This is a genomic window from Salinimicrobium sp. TH3, assembly GCF_026676115.1.
In the GTDB taxonomy this organism is placed as follows: Bacteria; Bacteroidota; Bacteroidia; order Flavobacteriales; family Flavobacteriaceae; genus Salinimicrobium.
Map to the genome: position 1 here is coordinate 274,497 of NZ_JAPONB010000001.1, position 16,525 is coordinate 291,021.

Sequence of the window (16,525 nt, forward strand, 5' to 3'; positions counted from 1 at the left end):
CTATGACACATTTTTATAAAAAAATGGGAATGTTGCAGTTTTTTTAAACTGTCATTCTGAAGAAACATGAACCGGAAACTAGTCCAAATTGAAGTAAAAATGCAGAATTTTCTTTATTGGAATCGGTTTGTAACAATAAGAATGGGCTGTAATCTGAAGGTTTTTACTGCTTCTGCCAATTTCAAATAAAATCCACGACCAAGTACAGTTGTTTTAGATGTTTTTGAATTGAATGCTATTGTTTTATTGTTGAAAAGCCGCCGTCTACGTGAATAATCTGACCGGTTATCCAGGATGATCCCGGAGTTAGTAAAAAGACAGCTGCTTCTGCAATATCTTTTGGTTCTCCTATTTTTTTTAGTGGGTTCTTTTGAGATTGAGCATCCACTTTCTCCTGGGTATTTAAAAATTTACTGGCTAGATTGGTATTGGTGAGGGACGGGGCTACTGCATTTACTCTTATGCCTGGAGATAATTCTGCTGCAAGGGACCTGGTCAATCCTTCAATCGCACCTTTAGAAATAGCAACTTGTGAATGAAAGCTAAAACCGGTTTGAACAGCAACTGTTGAAAATAGCACAATTGAAGAATCATGGCTTTTTTTCATCTTTGGTAAAAGCTGTTGAATAATTTTTGTTGCACCTAAAACCTGTAATTTAAAATCTTCAATAAAATCTTCTTCTTTAAAACGGTGGAAAGGTTTTAAATTAATACTACCGGGACAATATGCCAAACCGTGGATTTCTTCGGGGAGATCATCAGGATTTAAAATATCAGATAAAACATCCAGTTTGATATATCTTATATTTTGTTTGTCCTGGAGAACATTGTTGTTGTAGGTCGCTACAATATTAGCTCCTTGTTTTTCAAGTATAGCAACTATCTCTTTACCAATACCTGAAGAACCACCAATAATCACATAGTTTCTCATCTCTTTTAGTTTATTCTCATTATTGACCAATCCTTGCGGCTATTAATATTCTAAAGTACAGTCTTTTCCTGAAACTGTTTAGGAACGTATTGTTTAAAAAATAGATTCACACGGACTTTTTATCCCTGACCTGGTTAAGTAGTTATTCTACCCTATTGAGAAACTTTGTTCTCTCTGTTGCCCGTGCGTGGCTTCCCGGCCTGTTGTTGCTAAGATTTTCTATAATATAATTTCCCGCTTAAAAATAGTAATATGAGCGGGATCAAACCGATTGGGCTATATTCCTCTTTCCCGAGAAAACTCACGATTAGAAGAATTAAAGCGATAGCAAGAATCATTAAATTTTCGAATGTACTTTTATTCATGTTTTTAAATGTTTTTAGAGGATTTTCTGGTTAATGAAAGTGGAGTGTAGGGAAGAATTCACTTTCTGGCAGAACGATTAATCTTAGGGAAATAAATGTAGGAAATTATCCTTTTGAAATCTCAACCTGATCCAAATTTTAGCAGGCTTCAGCCTTGGAATTTACTTCTATCTCAATAGGGCACATCATTGTATATCCCATTTCATGTGGTTTTTCTCTTCCGTAATATTTTGACAATACGATTATAGAAAATTTCTGATAAATTCCAGTTGTATCCTTCAAAATCTGTGGTATTTGTAAACTGGATTACCACAGCATCAATGTCTTTATGATACCTGGCAATACTTTGAAACCCGGGGACTAACCCGGTATGGTCATAACCGTAAATCGAAGAATAGATCATCTGTTCCTCTCCTTCAAACAAGGAGCCATCGTTCAATGCCCTTAGGAAAATGCCAACATCTTCGGCGGTTGCCAACATAGATCCATAATCTGTTGTTTTAATATCTTCCTCAACTCCCACGTAATAACCACTCATTACGTCATCTAAGTTGACATCATGAATTGAAGCATATGTATTTACCAGTCCAAGGGGTAGTAGAATCTCTTGTTCTATATATTGAAATTTGCTCCTGCCTGTAACCTTTTCAATAAGTTCTGAAATCAATAGATAATTAGTATTTGAATATTCATATTTTTCACCGGGTTCGAAATTTGCCGGCAAATCCAATATTCTTTCCAATGCTTCTTCACTACTTTTTGGTGGGTTGATCCAGAAATTTGGTGTGTCGGTTAAGTTGGGAATGCCACTTCTGTGCTTTACCAACATTTCCAGGGTAATTCTTTCTGCATTTTCGATTCGCCCTTCAAGTTCAGGAAAGTAATCAGCAACAGTTTTGTTTAAAGACAAATGCTTATCATTGACTAGTTTTGCTATAGCAACAGCATCATATAATTTACCAATGCTGGCTATTTTGAATAATGAGTAAGGGCTTGCGGGTATTTTACGTTCCTTATCCTTCCATCCTGCTGCGTAAAATTCTTGTTTTTGACCTCCCTGGTTTATATAAACAATTACTCCATCAAATCCATAATTTGTTATCTCTTCTACCTGTTCTTCCACCGTGTCGGGTAACGGTAATATCCATGCCTTTAATACAATCCATGGAACGAAAAAGAGTGAGATCACGGTGCCAACAATTAATGTTGTTGTAATTATGAGTTTAGTTTGTTGCCTGGTCATTTTTCACCTAATGTGCTTTTATTTTTTTAATGGTCTAGTTCGTGTTGCAATAACATAATCAACTCGTTGATTTCTCTATCAAGATCTTTCCTCCGATCAATCACGTCCTGAGTAAAGGTTAATTTCATTCCCAGAAGATTTCTTATTCTACCATTAGTTAACAGTTGGTTATAATCGTTTTCTTCTTCATTTTCTATGTTAATTTCGGGAACATTAGATTTTACCAGAGGGACGAAATTAATTTCCTTCTCCAGAATATCATCAATACGTATTTGATGGACACTTAATCTATCCTCGAGGATATCATTAAGTTTATTTAATTGAAATTCTAATTCTGTAAATTTTTCACTGATGCTTTTATTTTTAATCAGGCTTAATTTATCAGTGTTTTTTAAATTGTCGTAAGCGTTAAATGTTGGCTTGTCACTTTCTAAATCCCAAACGGCCCTTTTGAAGATTGAGTCGGGGATCGGCGCAATTTTAATTGGGTTTGACCCAATTCCAAGAATCCTGATGAGTCTTCTTTTCAAAGTATCTTCTTTGGAAATTAATGATACAGATTGAGATCTTGCCAGGTGTAAATTTTCTAATAGATTTTTGAGAACTACTTTTTCCTGAATTGCATCTTTTCTGTTCTCATTCCAGTTGTTTATTTGCAGAGCAATCAATATCCCAATTACAACCAGAATTATTTCTCCAATTGCATAAACAAGATATTTGCTGAATTTGTTTTCGGATAATAATCCCCGGCGGATCTTCCTGAAGAAATTGATCATTAGAGAATACTTTCTCTAAATATATGATTTTAAATTAATTAGCTCATATATATTATGATGCACAAACGCGAAAACAAATTTTTGGACCGGTGAGTCTGATTGTCTGTTAGTACATTCAGCCGTTGGAGGTGAGCAATAAGGATGGAACTCCAGATTTAGTTTTATTCAGGGGAGTTATATTTACCACAGAGTTAATTATCTTTCTTCGTATCGCGATCAACTGCAACGATACCTCCTGGTAAATCAAGGGAACAAAGTTTAAGCTGAATTTTTCAAGGTTTAAGGTCGATCACCAAACCTTTTTAACTTTGCCAATCACAAGAAGTCCAATTCCCAGCCCCATGCTGGCTCCAATCCAAAAGCCGTGGATTATTGTGTCCAGTAAATAGTGTGCTCCTATTCCTAACAGGAGAATCATTAGGCCTATTATTCTAACCTTATTCATTCTTGAGTGGTTTTTTATTTTTTACTCTATAAGTCAGGGATGCTGAAATAATAAAAGCAGGTACTATAAAAACAGAAATTACAGTACGTGCATCAATCCAATCATATTGTGTGGCTATTATGGCTGAGAATAATATCACATTTAAAATATAGAATCCTGTTTTATTTATCTTCATCAGTTCAATGTTTTTAAGAAACTATTGTTGTAGTCCCTAATAATGGAAGTTGCATAGGAATTGCAAATAATCACTTATCATTTTTTTAAAGGTATTCAAAAATGGCATTTTTCACCTTTTATAAATTGAAGGATTTTTTAAAATTTTTACGTAGTCGGTTTCGTAGAAACATTCCCATTAGGTAAAATAAAATTCCAACTGCAATTATAAACAGTCCCAAAATAAAAGTCTTATTGTCTTCATTATATGATTTTGCTGCTAGTATGGTAATAATTCCAACAATTACAATAAGAATAGGGAGAATGGAAATAACAGGATTTGGTCTTGTGTTTAGCATCATAGATGTGCCTTCTCCTGAATCAATTATTTTCCCTTTTAAATAGGCGGTTTTCCTTTTAAAATTGGGAACGTACCACGTTATATAGGTCCATTTGTCATAAGCCTCAAACTCATCCTGACTTACAAATTTTCCAACAAAACCCTGATTTCTTTGCTGGAAGATATCCTCAACTTTTTGCTTTAGTTTATTTCCCTTCAAATTTGAGGGATAAATTATATGGCTGGAATTAAGTAATTTTTCAATGATTTTCATCGGTATAGTTTCTACTTTTAAAGATTTTCGGGAATTTGTCCATCTTCTATTGCTAATTCAGTTCCCAATACTTCAAAACATTCTTCCTTAATTTTCCCTTATCACTATAGAATATTATCTAGTCTCATAAGCTTTTTGTAAGTGTGGTTCAATGCTCACATAAACACCTGTTGCGTCATTAACGATGCGGCCGATAATGATCTAAATTCAGGTTTAAATAATCGATACATCGCTGGTTAATGAAAGTGGAGTGTAGGGAAGAATTCACTTTCTGGCAGAACGATTTTGTCTTAGGGAAATAAATGTAGGAAATTATCTTTCAAAAAAGCCATTTTTGATAGGCCTTTGGCTTTATACCAATGTTTTAAATTTGTAACCTGCATCTTTATAATGCTCCAATACCTGGGGTAATACCTGCCTTAGATTTTTTTCGGCTTTATGGCTGTCGTGGAAGACTATGATGCTGCCCGGTCCTGCATTCTTCAGTACGTTTTCAAGGCACTTTTCGGGAGAAATGCGCAGGTCATAATCCATGCTGACTATGCTCCACATCACGATCCTGAAGCCCAGTTTCTGAAGTTTTTTAGCCTGTACATTTCTTATCTTTCCGTAAGGGGGCCTAAAAAGGGGATCTTGAAGGTCTTTTCCCGATGGGAGATTTTGATCAATAACCTCCCGGGCTTTGATAGTATTCTGAATGTATTCTTCTACCGGAGTTTTCCAGCCATTAAGGTGATTGTAGGTGTGGTTGCCTACCACGTGACCTGCATCAATGACCTGCCTGAAGACTTCCGGATGTTTTTCCACATTCTCACCAATGCAAAAGAAGCTGGCCCTGGCATCGTAAGCCTTCAACTGTTCCAGCACCCACGGAGTCACCCCCGGGACAGGACCATCATCAAAGGTGAGGTAGAGGGCCTTTTCGTCCTCAGGACCCTCCCAAATCCTCTGTGGGTAGATCCATTTTATGATCCTTGGTATGCGCTCCCTCATGTCTCCTTATGCCCCTCTTTTTACAGCGAATCCCTTATTTCGGTAGGGAGCAGGTCTGCTCCATCAGTCGGTACTTCTTCGGGCGCCACTTCAGGGCTTCCGTAGAAATGCTGGAAAAGCATAAGGTACTGGTTAAACTTATCTGCCTCTTCTCTTGCGAGTTCTTCGGTGTCATTTATGATCAACAGGTCTACCAGGCTCCTGTAGCGTTCAATGTCGGTAACTATTTCATTTCCGCGGGAAAATTGTCTGTCCAGCTCAAGGGAACTGTAATAGGTAAGGTTCTCCTGATATTTTTGCGCCACATCCTGCCACAGTTCACGCGCTTTTTCTTTTTTCCCGACCTCATAATATCCCTGTATAAATGGTTCCAGTAGAGTATAGTATTCAAAGTAATCTACAGGCATTTTATCCATTGCGAGGTCCATAACATCTTCTGCCCGCTGCATTTTGCCTTCGTTGATAAGAGTCTCGGCTAGACGTGCCAGGTTGCTGCGATAGGTAATTGCGTTCTTACGGGTTTCGGGATCGTAATACAGGTCAGGATCTCCCGAGGTGCCCCAGTACCAGTTCATCACAATGTCATACATCTTATCTGAATCAATACGGCCCATATCAAACGGGTTGCGCGGATTCACCGGTGTTTTTATCGGCACCAGTTTGTAAGCCACCCCGTCCAGCTGCAGGTAGTCTTTCATCCACAGGTAATCGTCATCTCCAAAACTTCCGCCGGTAAAGTAAATAGGTCTCTCCCAGTCATTTCCAGCAATAATATCCAGCATTAACAGCCTGTTCTTGTATAGAATATCTCCCGAGAGTTCAATGATAATTTCGTCAACAATTTCATCGGTGTTCTGAGGTTTTACGATGCCGTTTTTCAGCACATTTTCCCTGTTCACGGGAATCCTAATGTGCTTGGTAGGGAAGGTGCTTACGCTTTGCCCACTCATCAAATCTGCCTTGGTGCGGGGATCGTCGCTGGCGATCCAGTTCATCCAGGTGTCTATGTTCATAGTGTCTTGCGTAATGGGCTGGAACCACACGGCATCTCTTGTTCCATACCTGTACTGCTCGTGTTGTAGCTGTCCCGGGATAGGTTCACTTTCCCAGGCTTTGCGCTTCATCTGGTCTATATACCAGTCGGTCGCAAAGAGGCTGGTGTTTACGATACGCACATCTGTGCGGTAGCCTTCCACTTGCTGCGCATACCATAAAGCGAAGGTGTCATTATCCCCAATAGTAAAGAGAATTGCATTTTCATCCAGACTATCAAGGTACATTTTTGCCATTGCAAGGGCAGAGTAGCGGTTGGATCTGTCGTGGTCATCATAGTTCTCACTGGCCAGTATCCCGGGAACGGCAAGCAAAGATACAACCACCACAAGGGCAACAGCGATCTTTGGCTTCAGGTAATCCTTCAAAAGATCAAACAGGGCATAAACCCCAAATCCTATCCATATTGCAAATACATAGAAGGAACCAACCAAAGCATAATCTCTTTCCCGCGGTTCAAAAGGCCGCTCATTAAGGTAGATCTTAAGGGCAATTCCTGTAAAGAGAAAGAACACCAGCAGTACCCAAAAGTTTTTCTTGTCCCTGCTGTATTGGAACACCAGTCCAATTATCCCTAATAGAAGCGGAAGAAAATAATAGGTATTCCTGGCCGGATTGTTTTTTGCATCGGGGGGCAGCTGATCCTGGTTGCCAAGACGGGCCTCGTCAATAAAGTCAATCCCGCTAAGCCAGTTTCCATTCTGGTCTGTATATTTTCCCTGCACATCGTTTTGGCGCCCTACGAAATTCCACATGAAATAACGCCAGTACATATAACCCATCTGGTATTCAAAAAGGTAATTCATGTTCGACGCAAAAGATGGTTTGTCAACATCCAGATATTCCCTAAAGCGGCTTAAAAAGCTATGGTACTGTTCATAATCCACATTCCCCTGATTGAAATTCTGCTTAAATTCATTCACAGCGGCAATAAGCTGGTCCTCTTGCTGGTATTCGGGTTTAATGGTGAAGTCAAGCGGCCCCGTAAATTCCATATAATTTGAAGCATGCTCTGTGCTCCACATACGCGGCAGGAATGCCTTGTGATCATCATCTGTATTTTGTTTCGCGTTTTTGTAATCATTGACAATTACATATTCGCCGGTAGCTTCATCTATCTCATATTTAGGCTTGTCGTCTACATAAGGATTGTTTTCATCAAGCCCGCTGTAGATCTCTGTGAACTGGGGACCGTAGAACAAATGCGTTTCCGGGTACTGTTCCCTGTTGTAATATGCCAGTAGTTCCCGTGCATTGTTCGGGTTATTTTCATTGATCACCGTGTTTGCGTTTGCTCTTATAGGAAGCATCAGCCAGGAGGAGAACCCAATGAAGATGAACAGGATGCACAGCAGTAATGTATTTAGCTGAAAGTATTGTTTGCGCCGCGTGTATTTAATTCCGAAGTAAAAAGCAGCGATAAGAACAAGGCCCGTAAAAATTGTTCCCGAATTAAACGGAAGCCCTAAAGTGTTCACAAAGAAAATTTCTGTAGCCGAGAAAAGCACCAGGGAATAGGGGAGCAGCAGCTTAAAAATGAACATTAGCACTGCCACCACTACAATATTTGCAATGATAAAGTTCTTAACCGTGATCTTCGAGAAATTCTTGAAATAGTAAAGAAAACCAATGGCAGGTATTGTGAGCAGCCCCATAAAGTGAACTCCAAAAGAAAGTCCCACAATGAAGCAGATAAGGATCACCCAGCGGTTCCCCCGTGGCGCAAACATATCCCTTTCCCAAAGCAGTCCCAGGTAAAACAGAATAGCCATAAGGAAGGTGGCCATGGCATAAACTTCGGCTTCCCCGGCATTGAACCAAAAACTGTCTGTAAAAGTAAAAGCAAGAGAGCCTACCGCAGCACTACCAAGAACAGCAGCTTTTTTTGCACCGGAGATCGCGCTCACAGGTCCGCTTATCTTCAAAACCAGTAATACAATAGACCAGAACATGAACAGAATGGTGAAGGCGCTGGCAAAGACCGACATGAGATTAACCATATAAGCCACTTGTGAAGGTTCGCTGGCAAAAATGGAGAAAAATGCTCCCATCATTTGGTAAAGTGGCGCACCGGGAGGGTGTCCAACTTCAAGATTTGAAGAAGTGGCAATGTATTCTCCTGCATCCCAAAAACTAAGCGTGGGTTCTACAGTAAGCCAAAAGGTTGCGAGTGCTATAAGGAAAACCAACCAGCCCAGAATTTTATTCCACCTGGTAAAGTTAAAATCTGTCATATTTGTGAGTTTGAGAACAGTGGCGAATTTAAGAATAATTAAAATACTGTAGGAAGAACGAATTTCAAAAGAAGATATTTTGGATTGGGGCGGCTAACTATTGAATTTTAATCTATTGAAAGGTTTATAATCAGGAGGTTCCAAAAATATCATTTTAAAGGAACAATAAAATTTAGCCTTCGGGAAAAGAATTTGAAAAAAATGTTTGTACAAGCCAAAGTTTGTTTTAAATTTGCATCCGCATTACAGCAATGGCCTATGGTGTAACTGGCAACACGTCTGGTTTTGGTCCAGAAGAGTCTAGGTTCGAGCCCTAGTAGGCCAACTGAAATGAAAAAGCCCTGAACGAAAGTTCGGGGCTTTTGTTTTCCCGGAATTTTGTTGGGCGAGAAGTTTATCCTGAGCGGAGCCTTTTTAAGGCGCAGACGAAGGGAACCCTGGTCTTGTCCTGAGCGAAGTCGAAGGGAGGCCAACTGAAATGAAAAAGCCCTGAACGAAAGTTCGGGGCTTTTGTTGTTTTTAGATAGCTGCGATTGTGTGAAGGCTGTGCGAAGTCTCAGACTTCGCACAGCAACCTATAAACAAATTTTCACTAAATTGACTTAGTGAGAGCAGGTTACGCAATAAGAGATCAAACAAGGGCCCACTTCATTACAGCAACTGTTGTAGACTGGGTTGATATATTCAGTAGGCAGATCTACAGGGATTGCATTCTTGACAGCCTTACTTACTGTGTGCAGAATAAAGGAATGATAGTTTATGGTTACGTTATAATGACCAATCACATTCATCTCATCATACAATCTGAAAAAGGGGAGTTGTCAAATCTGCTAAGGGATTTCAAAAAGTTTACTGCCACAAAGATTCTGGAGCATCTTCAAAATTGTCGGGAAAGCAGACGAGAATGGATTCTGGAGAGACTGGCACTAGCTACTTTGACCCATAGCAGAAACAAGAACTATCAGGTTTGGAAGTACGGCAACCACCCCGAAGAAATTTACAGCTCAAAATTCTTGTGGTCAAAACTGGATTATATTCACCTGAATCCCGTACGTGCGGGGTTTGTGAGTCGTGCTTCCCATTACATATATTCCAGCGCTTCAAATTATATGAACGGAAAAGGAATATTTGAGCATGTGACTCTGGCCGACAATCCCGTCTCAAATATGCCAATGCACAAAAGAATAAGAGATAAATATTACTAAGTGTGTTTAAAGGCTGTGCGAAGTCTCAGACTTCGCACAGCCTTTAAACACACAGCCCCTACACAAAAAAAGCCCCGGAAAATTCCGGAGCTATATATTTTAAAGCCACATTTTTTGCATTTCACTACGCCACCTGCGACAGTGCTTCAGGAATATGGTTGTAGTAATTTAAGCAACTCTGATAAAAATTCAGGCTTCTTTTATCCTTTTTGAGACAGGAAGAAAGAAAACGATCCAGGTCCTGGCATTCGAAATTTACTGTGGTATATTCATGATCAGACACAGGAATTTCTGCCTTGATGGTATGTTTTTTATAATCGATCTCTACCCTTCGGGCTCCAAAATACATTTTGATAATACCCTTGTGAAGAGAGCTGAATTTTTCTATTTCTGTTTCACAATCTGTACAACTGCTATGAACAAAATTTTTAAATTCTTCTATAATTTGAGAGGGTTGAAATGATGTCATGAGGCTGATTAGTTTTGGTTAAATATTCTCTGCTTGAGGGGCCTAAATTAAGGTTTGAGGTGTTAAATATGTTCTAACAAAATGTTGATTAATACAGAATTAACAACAAGGCTTTGCTCTTGTGAAAAATTTGGGAGGAAAGAGGGCGCTACAAAGTTTAAGTGCTAAAACATTTTTAACAGTTTTTCCTCAAACAGCGTGAATCATCTGTAAGAAGTGCTTTATATGCTTTGTAGTTAAAGGCTTTTGGAGGAAAAATACTATCTTCATCAAAAAACAGGTTTGAGTAAAAAAAGAAAAGTAATCTGGATTTCGGCCGGTGTAATTGGAATGATCCTCCTGCTGTTCCTTGCCAACCTCTATGTAAAAAGCAGAATTGAGCAGAGACTTGAAAGTAAGGTAGGAGCTTCAGATTATAAAGACCTTTCTGTAAATATCTTCCTCAATAAATTCACTGTGGAAGACCTGAAGCTGGATCGGGCCCGGTTTGCCGGTAATGTGGACAAAATAAGTGTGAGTGGTATCTCCTACTATAAATTCCTTTTTAAGAACGAGGTGGAGATAGATGAGCTCGAGCTCAATTCCCCGCAGGTTAGTTTGTTTCCAAAAGATACTTCAGCAGAAAAAGATTCCGCTAAACAGAAAGTGCACATAAAAAATTTCAGGATAGAGGACGGGAGTTTCAGCAAAAAAAGTGCAGATACCGCTGCTGCCTCATTTTACGCCCATATTCCAACTGCACAGGTGAAGAATGTGAAAGCCGGAATGCAGCTCTCCGAAATCAAATTTTATGATGTGGAAATGGATACGATTTACCTGAAGATGAATTCTGAACATTATATTGATGTTGGAAATTTTTCGGCGGTTAACGGGGAGGTAAAAATTTCAGATTTTAAAATACGGTCCTTTTATCCCAGGAGTGAATTTATTCAAAAGATCCCTTATGAAAAAGATCACATCACGCTTGATGTAAATACGATCACCCTGGACAGCCTTAATCTTGGAATGCGTAAGGATTCTATATATCTAAGAAATCATGAAATGATTATTAGCGGGGCCGATCTCACTATTTACCGTAACAAACAAGTGCCCGATGATCCCAGGGAGAAAGCTTTATACAGCAAATTGCTGCGGGAGGCGCCGTTGTTTCTCAATTTCGAAAAGGTGCTGGTAGAAAATAGTGAGATCGTTTACGAAGAGCAGGTAGAGCCAGAAGATGGGCCTGCAATTGTACGTTTTGCGGCTGTAAATGCCAACATCAATAATCTCCACAATATTCGGGAGCTAAAGGCTCAGCCTAAAATTACTGCCAATGCCGATTTTATGCGGGGTACACCTGTAAATATTGACTGGACTTTTCCTGTTTTTGATCCTCAGGATAAATTCCAGATTTCGGGCAGTTTTGGGAGACTGGAAGGAGAAGCCCTGGATCCATTCCTGGTGCCTTCCATGAATGCCCGAGCACGGGGCACCGTTAATAATGTTTATTTTAATTTCTACGGGAATGATGATATCCTGCAGGGTGATTACAGGATGGAGTATGATAACTTCAAGATCGAGCTGCTCACCAAAGAAAAGGAGAAAGAAAAAGGCTTTTTAAGCTCTATTGCAAATCTCTTTGTGGATAATAAACAGGAACCCGATGAAGGGGGAGGACAGGATGTAAGGGTGGAAAGAAATAAACATCGTTCCTTCTGGAACTATGCCTGGAAAGGTCTTCGGGAAGGTTTGATCGATGCCGTAGGACAACTTTAAAGGTTAAGGTCTAGGTTTAATGTTTAAGTTAAGGTCTGCATGTTTGATTCATGTGAATAAAAAACGATGCTGAAAATAGTTCTAAAAGAGCCCTTTAAAGAATGTCATTTTTGAGAAACAGGTTCCCGGCCTTTCGAAAATTGATTGTAAAATTTGAAGAGAGACGGCGTGAAATTTTCTGCTGCCTTCCCGGCCGGTCATTGGGGTTGAGCGTCCTTTAATTTTCTCGTAGCAGTATTTATTCTATAATCATCATCTCTTCCCAAAATTTTAATGCATAGGAATAATTCCATTTAATAGGATATTTTCCTATTTTTGCTGAAAATCAGCAGCATGGATTATGAAAGGATAAAGGAGAAGCTGAGTATTTTAGCCGATGCCGCCAAATACGACGTTTCCTGTTCTTCCAGCGGAAGCAAACGCAAAAATACCACTAACGGTCTCGGGGACTCATCGGGAATGGGGATCTGTCATTCCTATACCGAAGACGGCCGCTGCGTTTCCCTGCTCAAGATCCTGCTCACTAATCACTGTATTTTTGATTGTGCCTACTGCGTCACCCGAAAGAGCAACGACATTAAACGCGCTGCCTTTAAGGTGCAGGAGGTGGTAGATCTCACCATCCACTTTTACCGGCGCAATTATATCGAAGGTCTTTTTCTAAGTTCGGGGATCTTTAAAGATGCCGATTATACCATGGAGCGGCTTATACAGGTAGCCAAAAAACTGCGGCTGGAAGAGAATTTCAACGGCTATATTCACCTCAAGTCAATTCCCGGAGCAAGCGATGAACTTATGCGGGAAGCCGGGCTCTACGCCGACCGGCTGAGTGTCAATATTGAGATTCCCACCAAAAGCGGACTCAAGCTTCTGGCACCCGATAAAAAACACGAAGATTTCATGAAGCCCATGGAAAAAGTGAAAAATGAGATCATCCAGTATAAACAGGAAAGCAAGCTTATAAAAAGGACCCCCAGGTATGCCCCGGCGGGGCAGAGTACGCAAATGATCATTGGCGCATCTGGCGAGAGTGATCGCGACATCATGTACTCGGCTACGTTTTTCTACAAGAAGTACAACATGAAACGGGTTTACTATTCGGGGTATGTGCCTGTGGCTAATGATCCGCGGTTGCCGGCTTTGGGGAGTAAGGTGCCGCTGTTGCGGGAGAACCGGTTGTACCAGACAGACTGGCTCCTGCGCTTCTACGGCTTTGATATTAGGGAACTGCTTAATGAACAGCATCTCAACCTTGACCTGGAGGTAGATCCAAAACTTAGCTGGGCGCTACGAAACCGGCATCTTTTTCCGGTAAACATTAATCGGGTGGAGAAGCAATTGCTGTTAAGGATCCCGGGCATCGGGCTCAAGTCGGTTAACAAGATCCTTCACGCAAGGAAATTCCGGAAGCTCAACTGGGAACATTTGAAGAACATCGGGATTGCCATGAACAGGGCGAAACATTTTATCACCTGCGACTCCCGTGAATTTGAAGTTAAAGAACCTTCCAGCGAGTACCTCAAAAATATCATTTTAGGCACCTCTTCGGGAAAGTTCAGGAAAGATATTGGAAGCCAGTTAAGCCTTTTTTAAATGGAACAGCAGGCGATACTTGTTTATGACGGAACCCTGGAAGGTTTTCTTTGCTGCGTGTTCACCGCCTACGAAGAAAAGCTGAAAGTGGTGGATATAAAACCGCCGGGAGGACAGGCCGGGCAACAATTATTCTCAGAACCAAGGGAAGTATTCACCGAACCCGAAAAAGCCAAACGCGTGTGGTCTTCTTTAAAAAAGAAAGCTTCAGCCGCCGGACTGCGGGATCTAAAATGGGCTTTTTTAAGTGAAATTCTGGGGATGGAGATGCACATGTACAGCATGATACGCTATATCCTGGCCGAAAATGTGCCTGTGGACCGGGATTTTTCCCATCCTGCTGTTCTTAAAGTTTCCCAGGCGGCTAAAAAAGTGGGGCGGGAGAAACATCGCATGGAAGCATTTGTGCGCTTTAGGCTTACTAAAGATGAGGTGTATTTTGCGGCCATAGAACCCGATTTTAATGTGCTGCCGGTTATAAAAAGTCATTTTAAGAACCGGTATGCAGATCAAAAGTGGATCATTTATGATCTAAAGCGGAATTTCGGGATTGCCTGGGATCTTTCAGTAGTAAATTACATCACCCTGGATCTTGATCCTGCAATAGGCATTTCGGGCGCCCCCGAAGCTTATTTTCACTCTTCAGAAATTGCATTTCAGAAGCTATGGAACCAGTATTTTACCAGTACCAACATCAAAAGCAGGGCAAATCAAAAACTTCATGTGCAGCACCTTCCAAAGCGTTACTGGAAATATCTTACTGAAAAGAACCTTTAAAAATGGCATTTTCATTCTTCTACCATTCAGATGGTACAAATGAATTGCCACTGGCTTTAGTCAGTGGTTTAGAGAAGAGGTGAAATCAGGGCTTTAGCCCAAATTGCGGTGTTTTTAAAAGAAGCTGATGGAATAGGGGAAACTCTATTGGGCTAAAGCCCTATCTATCTTTAATTTCATTAAATCCTCCGCCTAAAGGCGAAAGCAATTCACAGAAAATCATATTAAACCGCATATTGTTTTATGGGTTCTTTTCTTTCCCATAATTAGAACCTGAAACTCCCGAAGCTTCGAGACAGGTTGACGGGAACTAACGTCATTCTGAATTTATTTCAGAATCCATTTTCGAGAAACATGTAATTCAGACATTTATGACCTGATTAAAATCATGTTATATACAAGATAAGCCTGTTACTTTTGCGATCTAAATAAAGAGGTATGAGCACATCTTTGATTCAGAAATACAACGTTCCCGGCCCCAGGTATACCAGTTATCCCACGGTGCCGTACTGGAACGAAGCCGCATTTACGGTAGATCAATATAAAGAGACGCTAAAAAAGTCATTTTTGGAGAGCAATAGCAAAGAGGGGATTAGTATTTACATTCACCTGCCTTTTTGCGAAAGCCTTTGTACTTTTTGCGGCTGCAACAAACGCATTACCAAACGCCATGAAGTGGAGTCGCCGTACATCGCTGCGGTGCTCGAGGAGTGGGATATGTATGTGAACCTGCTGGAGGAAAAGCCGGTCATTAAGGAGATACACCTGGGTGGAGGAACACCCACGTTCTTTTCTCCGGCAAATCTTAGGATCCTTCTTGACGGACTTTTCGAAAAAGCTGTGAGGGCAGAGGAAACCGATTTTAGCTTTGAAGGCCACCCCAACAATACCAAACAGGAGCACCTGCAGTTGCTTTATGACCTGGGCTTTGAAAGGGTGAGCTATGGGGTGCAGGATTATAATTTTGAGGTACAACGGGCTATTCACAGGTTTCAGCCTTTTGTGAATGTAAAAAATGCTACTGAAGGAGCCCGTGAAATCGGCTACACTTCTGTAGGCCACGACTTGATTTTTGGTCTGCCGTTTCAGACAGTTGATCATATTCGGGAAACTATTGAAAAGACAAAAGAGCTGATGCCCGACAGGATCGCGTTTTACAGCTACGCCCATGTGCCCTGGATAAAAGGGAACGGGCAGAGGGGGTTTAAGGAGGAAGATCTGCCTTCGGCCAATGTGAAGCGTGAGATGTATGAAGTGGGGAAACAACTGCTTGCCGAAGCCGGTTATGTGGAAGTGGGCATGGATCATTTTGCGCTAAAGAGCGATACGCTTTACAAGGCCATGGAGAGCCACAAGCTGCACCGTAATTTTATGGGCTACACTTCTTCTAAAACCAAGGTGATGATAGGTTTGGGAGTATCGGCTATTAGTGACAGCTGGAGCGGTTTCGCCCAGAATGTCAAGACCATTGAAGAATACTACGAGATCCTCGAAAAAGGGGAGTTGCCTCTTTACCGCGGACATATTCTCACTACGGAAGATGAGAAACTCCGCCAGCACATTCTAAATCTCATGTGCAACCTGGAAACTTCCTGGAAAGATGACGAAATGAAATTCCCCGAACTACCTGAAGTCCTCATCAACCTGAAAGAAATGGAAGCCGATGGTCTTCTGGAATTCGGGGATGAAAAATTGATCATCAAAGAATCGGGACGGCCTTTTGTAAGGAACATTTGTATGGCATTTGACCTGCTGCTACAAAGAAGCAAGCCTGAAACCAGGTTGTTCTCGATGACGGTATAAAAAGTTCAGGATTCAAGGTTTAAAATTCAAAGTTCCTTCGTCTTTGCGAAGGAACTTTTTTAGCGACTGGGGCAATTTCCTTCTTCGGGAATTCTGCTCTTGCTTTTAATTGAAAT

At 40.7% G+C, this 16,525-nt stretch carries 14 protein-coding genes and 1 tRNA gene; 6 read left to right on the forward strand and 9 right to left on the reverse strand.

What is annotated here, in order from left to right; genetic code table 11:
- Positions 1 to 235: 235 nt before the first annotated feature.
- The 8 genes from OU683_RS01145 to OU683_RS01180 all read right to left on the reverse strand — a co-directional run bounded on the left by OU683_RS01145 (position 236) and on the right by OU683_RS01180 (position 8,807).
- The gene (locus OU683_RS01145; RefSeq protein ID WP_268134313.1) at positions 236 to 961 is read right to left on the reverse strand and encodes an SDR family NAD(P)-dependent oxidoreductase; all 726 of its coding nucleotides are present in this window, start codon (positions 959 to 961) and stop codon (positions 236 to 238) included.
- A 537-nt stretch (positions 962 to 1,498) separates the two neighbouring features.
- The gene (locus tag OU683_RS01150) at positions 1,499 to 2,539 is read right to left on the reverse strand and encodes a serine hydrolase domain-containing protein (protein ID WP_268134315.1); all 1,041 of its coding nucleotides are present in this window, start codon (positions 2,537 to 2,539) and stop codon (positions 1,499 to 1,501) included.
- 26 nt (positions 2,540 to 2,565) lie between these two features.
- Positions 2,566 to 3,315, reverse strand: a complete 750-nt coding sequence (locus tag OU683_RS01155) for a DUF6090 family protein (protein WP_268134317.1) — start codon at positions 3,313 to 3,315, stop codon at positions 2,566 to 2,568.
- 289 nt (positions 3,316 to 3,604) lie between these two features.
- Positions 3,605 to 3,760, reverse strand: a complete 156-nt coding sequence (locus OU683_RS01160; protein WP_228914171.1) for a hypothetical protein — start codon at positions 3,758 to 3,760, stop codon at positions 3,605 to 3,607.
- Positions 3,753 to 3,935, reverse strand: a complete 183-nt coding sequence (locus OU683_RS01165; protein ID WP_268134319.1) for a hypothetical protein — start codon at positions 3,933 to 3,935, stop codon at positions 3,753 to 3,755. The genes OU683_RS01160 and OU683_RS01165 overlap by 8 nt, the downstream gene beginning before the upstream one ends.
- A 118-nt stretch (positions 3,936 to 4,053) precedes the next feature.
- Positions 4,054 to 4,527 carry a hypothetical protein gene (locus OU683_RS01170; RefSeq protein ID WP_268134321.1) on the reverse strand — a complete coding sequence of 158 codons (474 nt, stop codon included), beginning with the start codon at positions 4,525 to 4,527 and terminating at the stop codon, positions 4,054 to 4,056.
- Positions 4,528 to 4,878: 351 nt separating this feature from the next.
- The gene (locus OU683_RS01175) at positions 4,879 to 5,520 is read right to left on the reverse strand and encodes a polysaccharide deacetylase family protein (RefSeq protein WP_268134323.1); all 642 of its coding nucleotides are present in this window, start codon (positions 5,518 to 5,520) and stop codon (positions 4,879 to 4,881) included.
- Between the two features lie 20 nt (positions 5,521 to 5,540).
- The gene (locus tag OU683_RS01180; RefSeq protein ID WP_268134325.1) at positions 5,541 to 8,807 is read right to left on the reverse strand and encodes a glycosyltransferase family 117 protein; all 3,267 of its coding nucleotides are present in this window, start codon (positions 8,805 to 8,807) and stop codon (positions 5,541 to 5,543) included.
- Between the two features lie 252 nt (positions 8,808 to 9,059).
- Here OU683_RS01180 and OU683_RS01185 point away from each other — a divergent pair.
- Positions 9,060 to 9,132 (forward strand) — tRNA-Gln (locus OU683_RS01185).
- Between the two features lie 280 nt (positions 9,133 to 9,412).
- Entirely contained in the window at positions 9,413 to 10,012 is a 600-nt protein-coding gene (locus OU683_RS01190) for an REP-associated tyrosine transposase (RefSeq protein ID WP_268134327.1), read from the forward strand.
- 124 nt (positions 10,013 to 10,136) lie between these two features.
- Here the strand turns inward: OU683_RS01190 and OU683_RS01195 are convergent, their stop codons facing one another.
- Positions 10,137 to 10,481: a hypothetical protein gene (locus OU683_RS01195; protein WP_268134329.1), complete on the reverse strand. Its 345-nt coding sequence runs from the start codon at positions 10,479 to 10,481 to the stop codon at positions 10,137 to 10,139.
- Positions 10,482 to 10,763: 282 nt separating this feature from the next.
- Between OU683_RS01195 and OU683_RS01200 the strand changes: the two genes are divergently transcribed.
- From OU683_RS01200 to hemN, 4 genes are all read left to right on the forward strand, one after another.
- Positions 10,764 to 12,236, forward strand: a complete 1,473-nt coding sequence (locus tag OU683_RS01200) for an AsmA family protein (RefSeq protein WP_268134331.1) — start codon at positions 10,764 to 10,766, stop codon at positions 12,234 to 12,236.
- A 333-nt stretch (positions 12,237 to 12,569) separates the two neighbouring features.
- The gene (locus tag OU683_RS01205; RefSeq protein WP_268134333.1) at positions 12,570 to 13,829 is read left to right on the forward strand and encodes a putative DNA modification/repair radical SAM protein; all 1,260 of its coding nucleotides are present in this window, start codon (positions 12,570 to 12,572) and stop codon (positions 13,827 to 13,829) included.
- A complete protein-coding gene (locus OU683_RS01210; RefSeq protein ID WP_268134335.1) occupies positions 13,830 to 14,606 on the forward strand; it encodes a TIGR03915 family putative DNA repair protein in 777 nt (258 codons plus the stop codon). It abuts the gene before it with no gap.
- A 438-nt stretch (positions 14,607 to 15,044) separates the two neighbouring features.
- Positions 15,045 to 16,409: an oxygen-independent coproporphyrinogen III oxidase gene (gene hemN / locus OU683_RS01215; protein WP_268134337.1), complete on the forward strand. Its 1,365-nt coding sequence runs from the start codon at positions 15,045 to 15,047 to the stop codon at positions 16,407 to 16,409.
- Positions 16,410 to 16,525 lie beyond the last annotated feature (116 nt).

What these genes read in the sequence shown, in the direction of transcription:
- OU683_RS01205 (WP_268134333.1), top strand. Translation starts at nt 12,570, where the DNA reads ATGGATTATGAAAGGATAAAGGAGAAGCTGAGTATTTTAGCCGATGCC.
- OU683_RS01180 (WP_268134325.1), bottom strand. Translation starts at nt 8,807, where the DNA reads ATGACAGATTTTAACTTTACCAGGTGGAATAAAATTCTGGGCTGGTTG.
- hemN (WP_268134337.1), top strand. Translation starts at nt 15,045, where the DNA reads ATGAGCACATCTTTGATTCAGAAATACAACGTTCCCGGCCCCAGGTAT.
- OU683_RS01210 (WP_268134335.1), top strand. Translation starts at nt 13,830, where the DNA reads ATGGAACAGCAGGCGATACTTGTTTATGACGGAACCCTGGAAGGTTTT.
- OU683_RS01150 (WP_268134315.1), bottom strand. Translation starts at nt 2,539, where the DNA reads ATGACCAGGCAACAAACTAAACTCATAATTACAACAACATTAATTGTT.
- OU683_RS01170 (WP_268134321.1), bottom strand. Translation starts at nt 4,527, where the DNA reads ATGAAAATCATTGAAAAATTACTTAATTCCAGCCATATAATTTATCCC.
- OU683_RS01165 (WP_268134319.1), bottom strand. Translation starts at nt 3,935, where the DNA reads ATGAAGATAAATAAAACAGGATTCTATATTTTAAATGTGATATTATTC.
- OU683_RS01175 (WP_268134323.1), bottom strand. Translation starts at nt 5,520, where the DNA reads ATGAGGGAGCGCATACCAAGGATCATAAAATGGATCTACCCACAGAGG.
- OU683_RS01195 (WP_268134329.1), bottom strand. Translation starts at nt 10,481, where the DNA reads ATGACATCATTTCAACCCTCTCAAATTATAGAAGAATTTAAAAATTTT.
- OU683_RS01155 (WP_268134317.1), bottom strand. Translation starts at nt 3,315, where the DNA reads ATGATCAATTTCTTCAGGAAGATCCGCCGGGGATTATTATCCGAAAAC.
- OU683_RS01160 (WP_228914171.1), bottom strand. Translation starts at nt 3,760, where the DNA reads ATGAATAAGGTTAGAATAATAGGCCTAATGATTCTCCTGTTAGGAATA.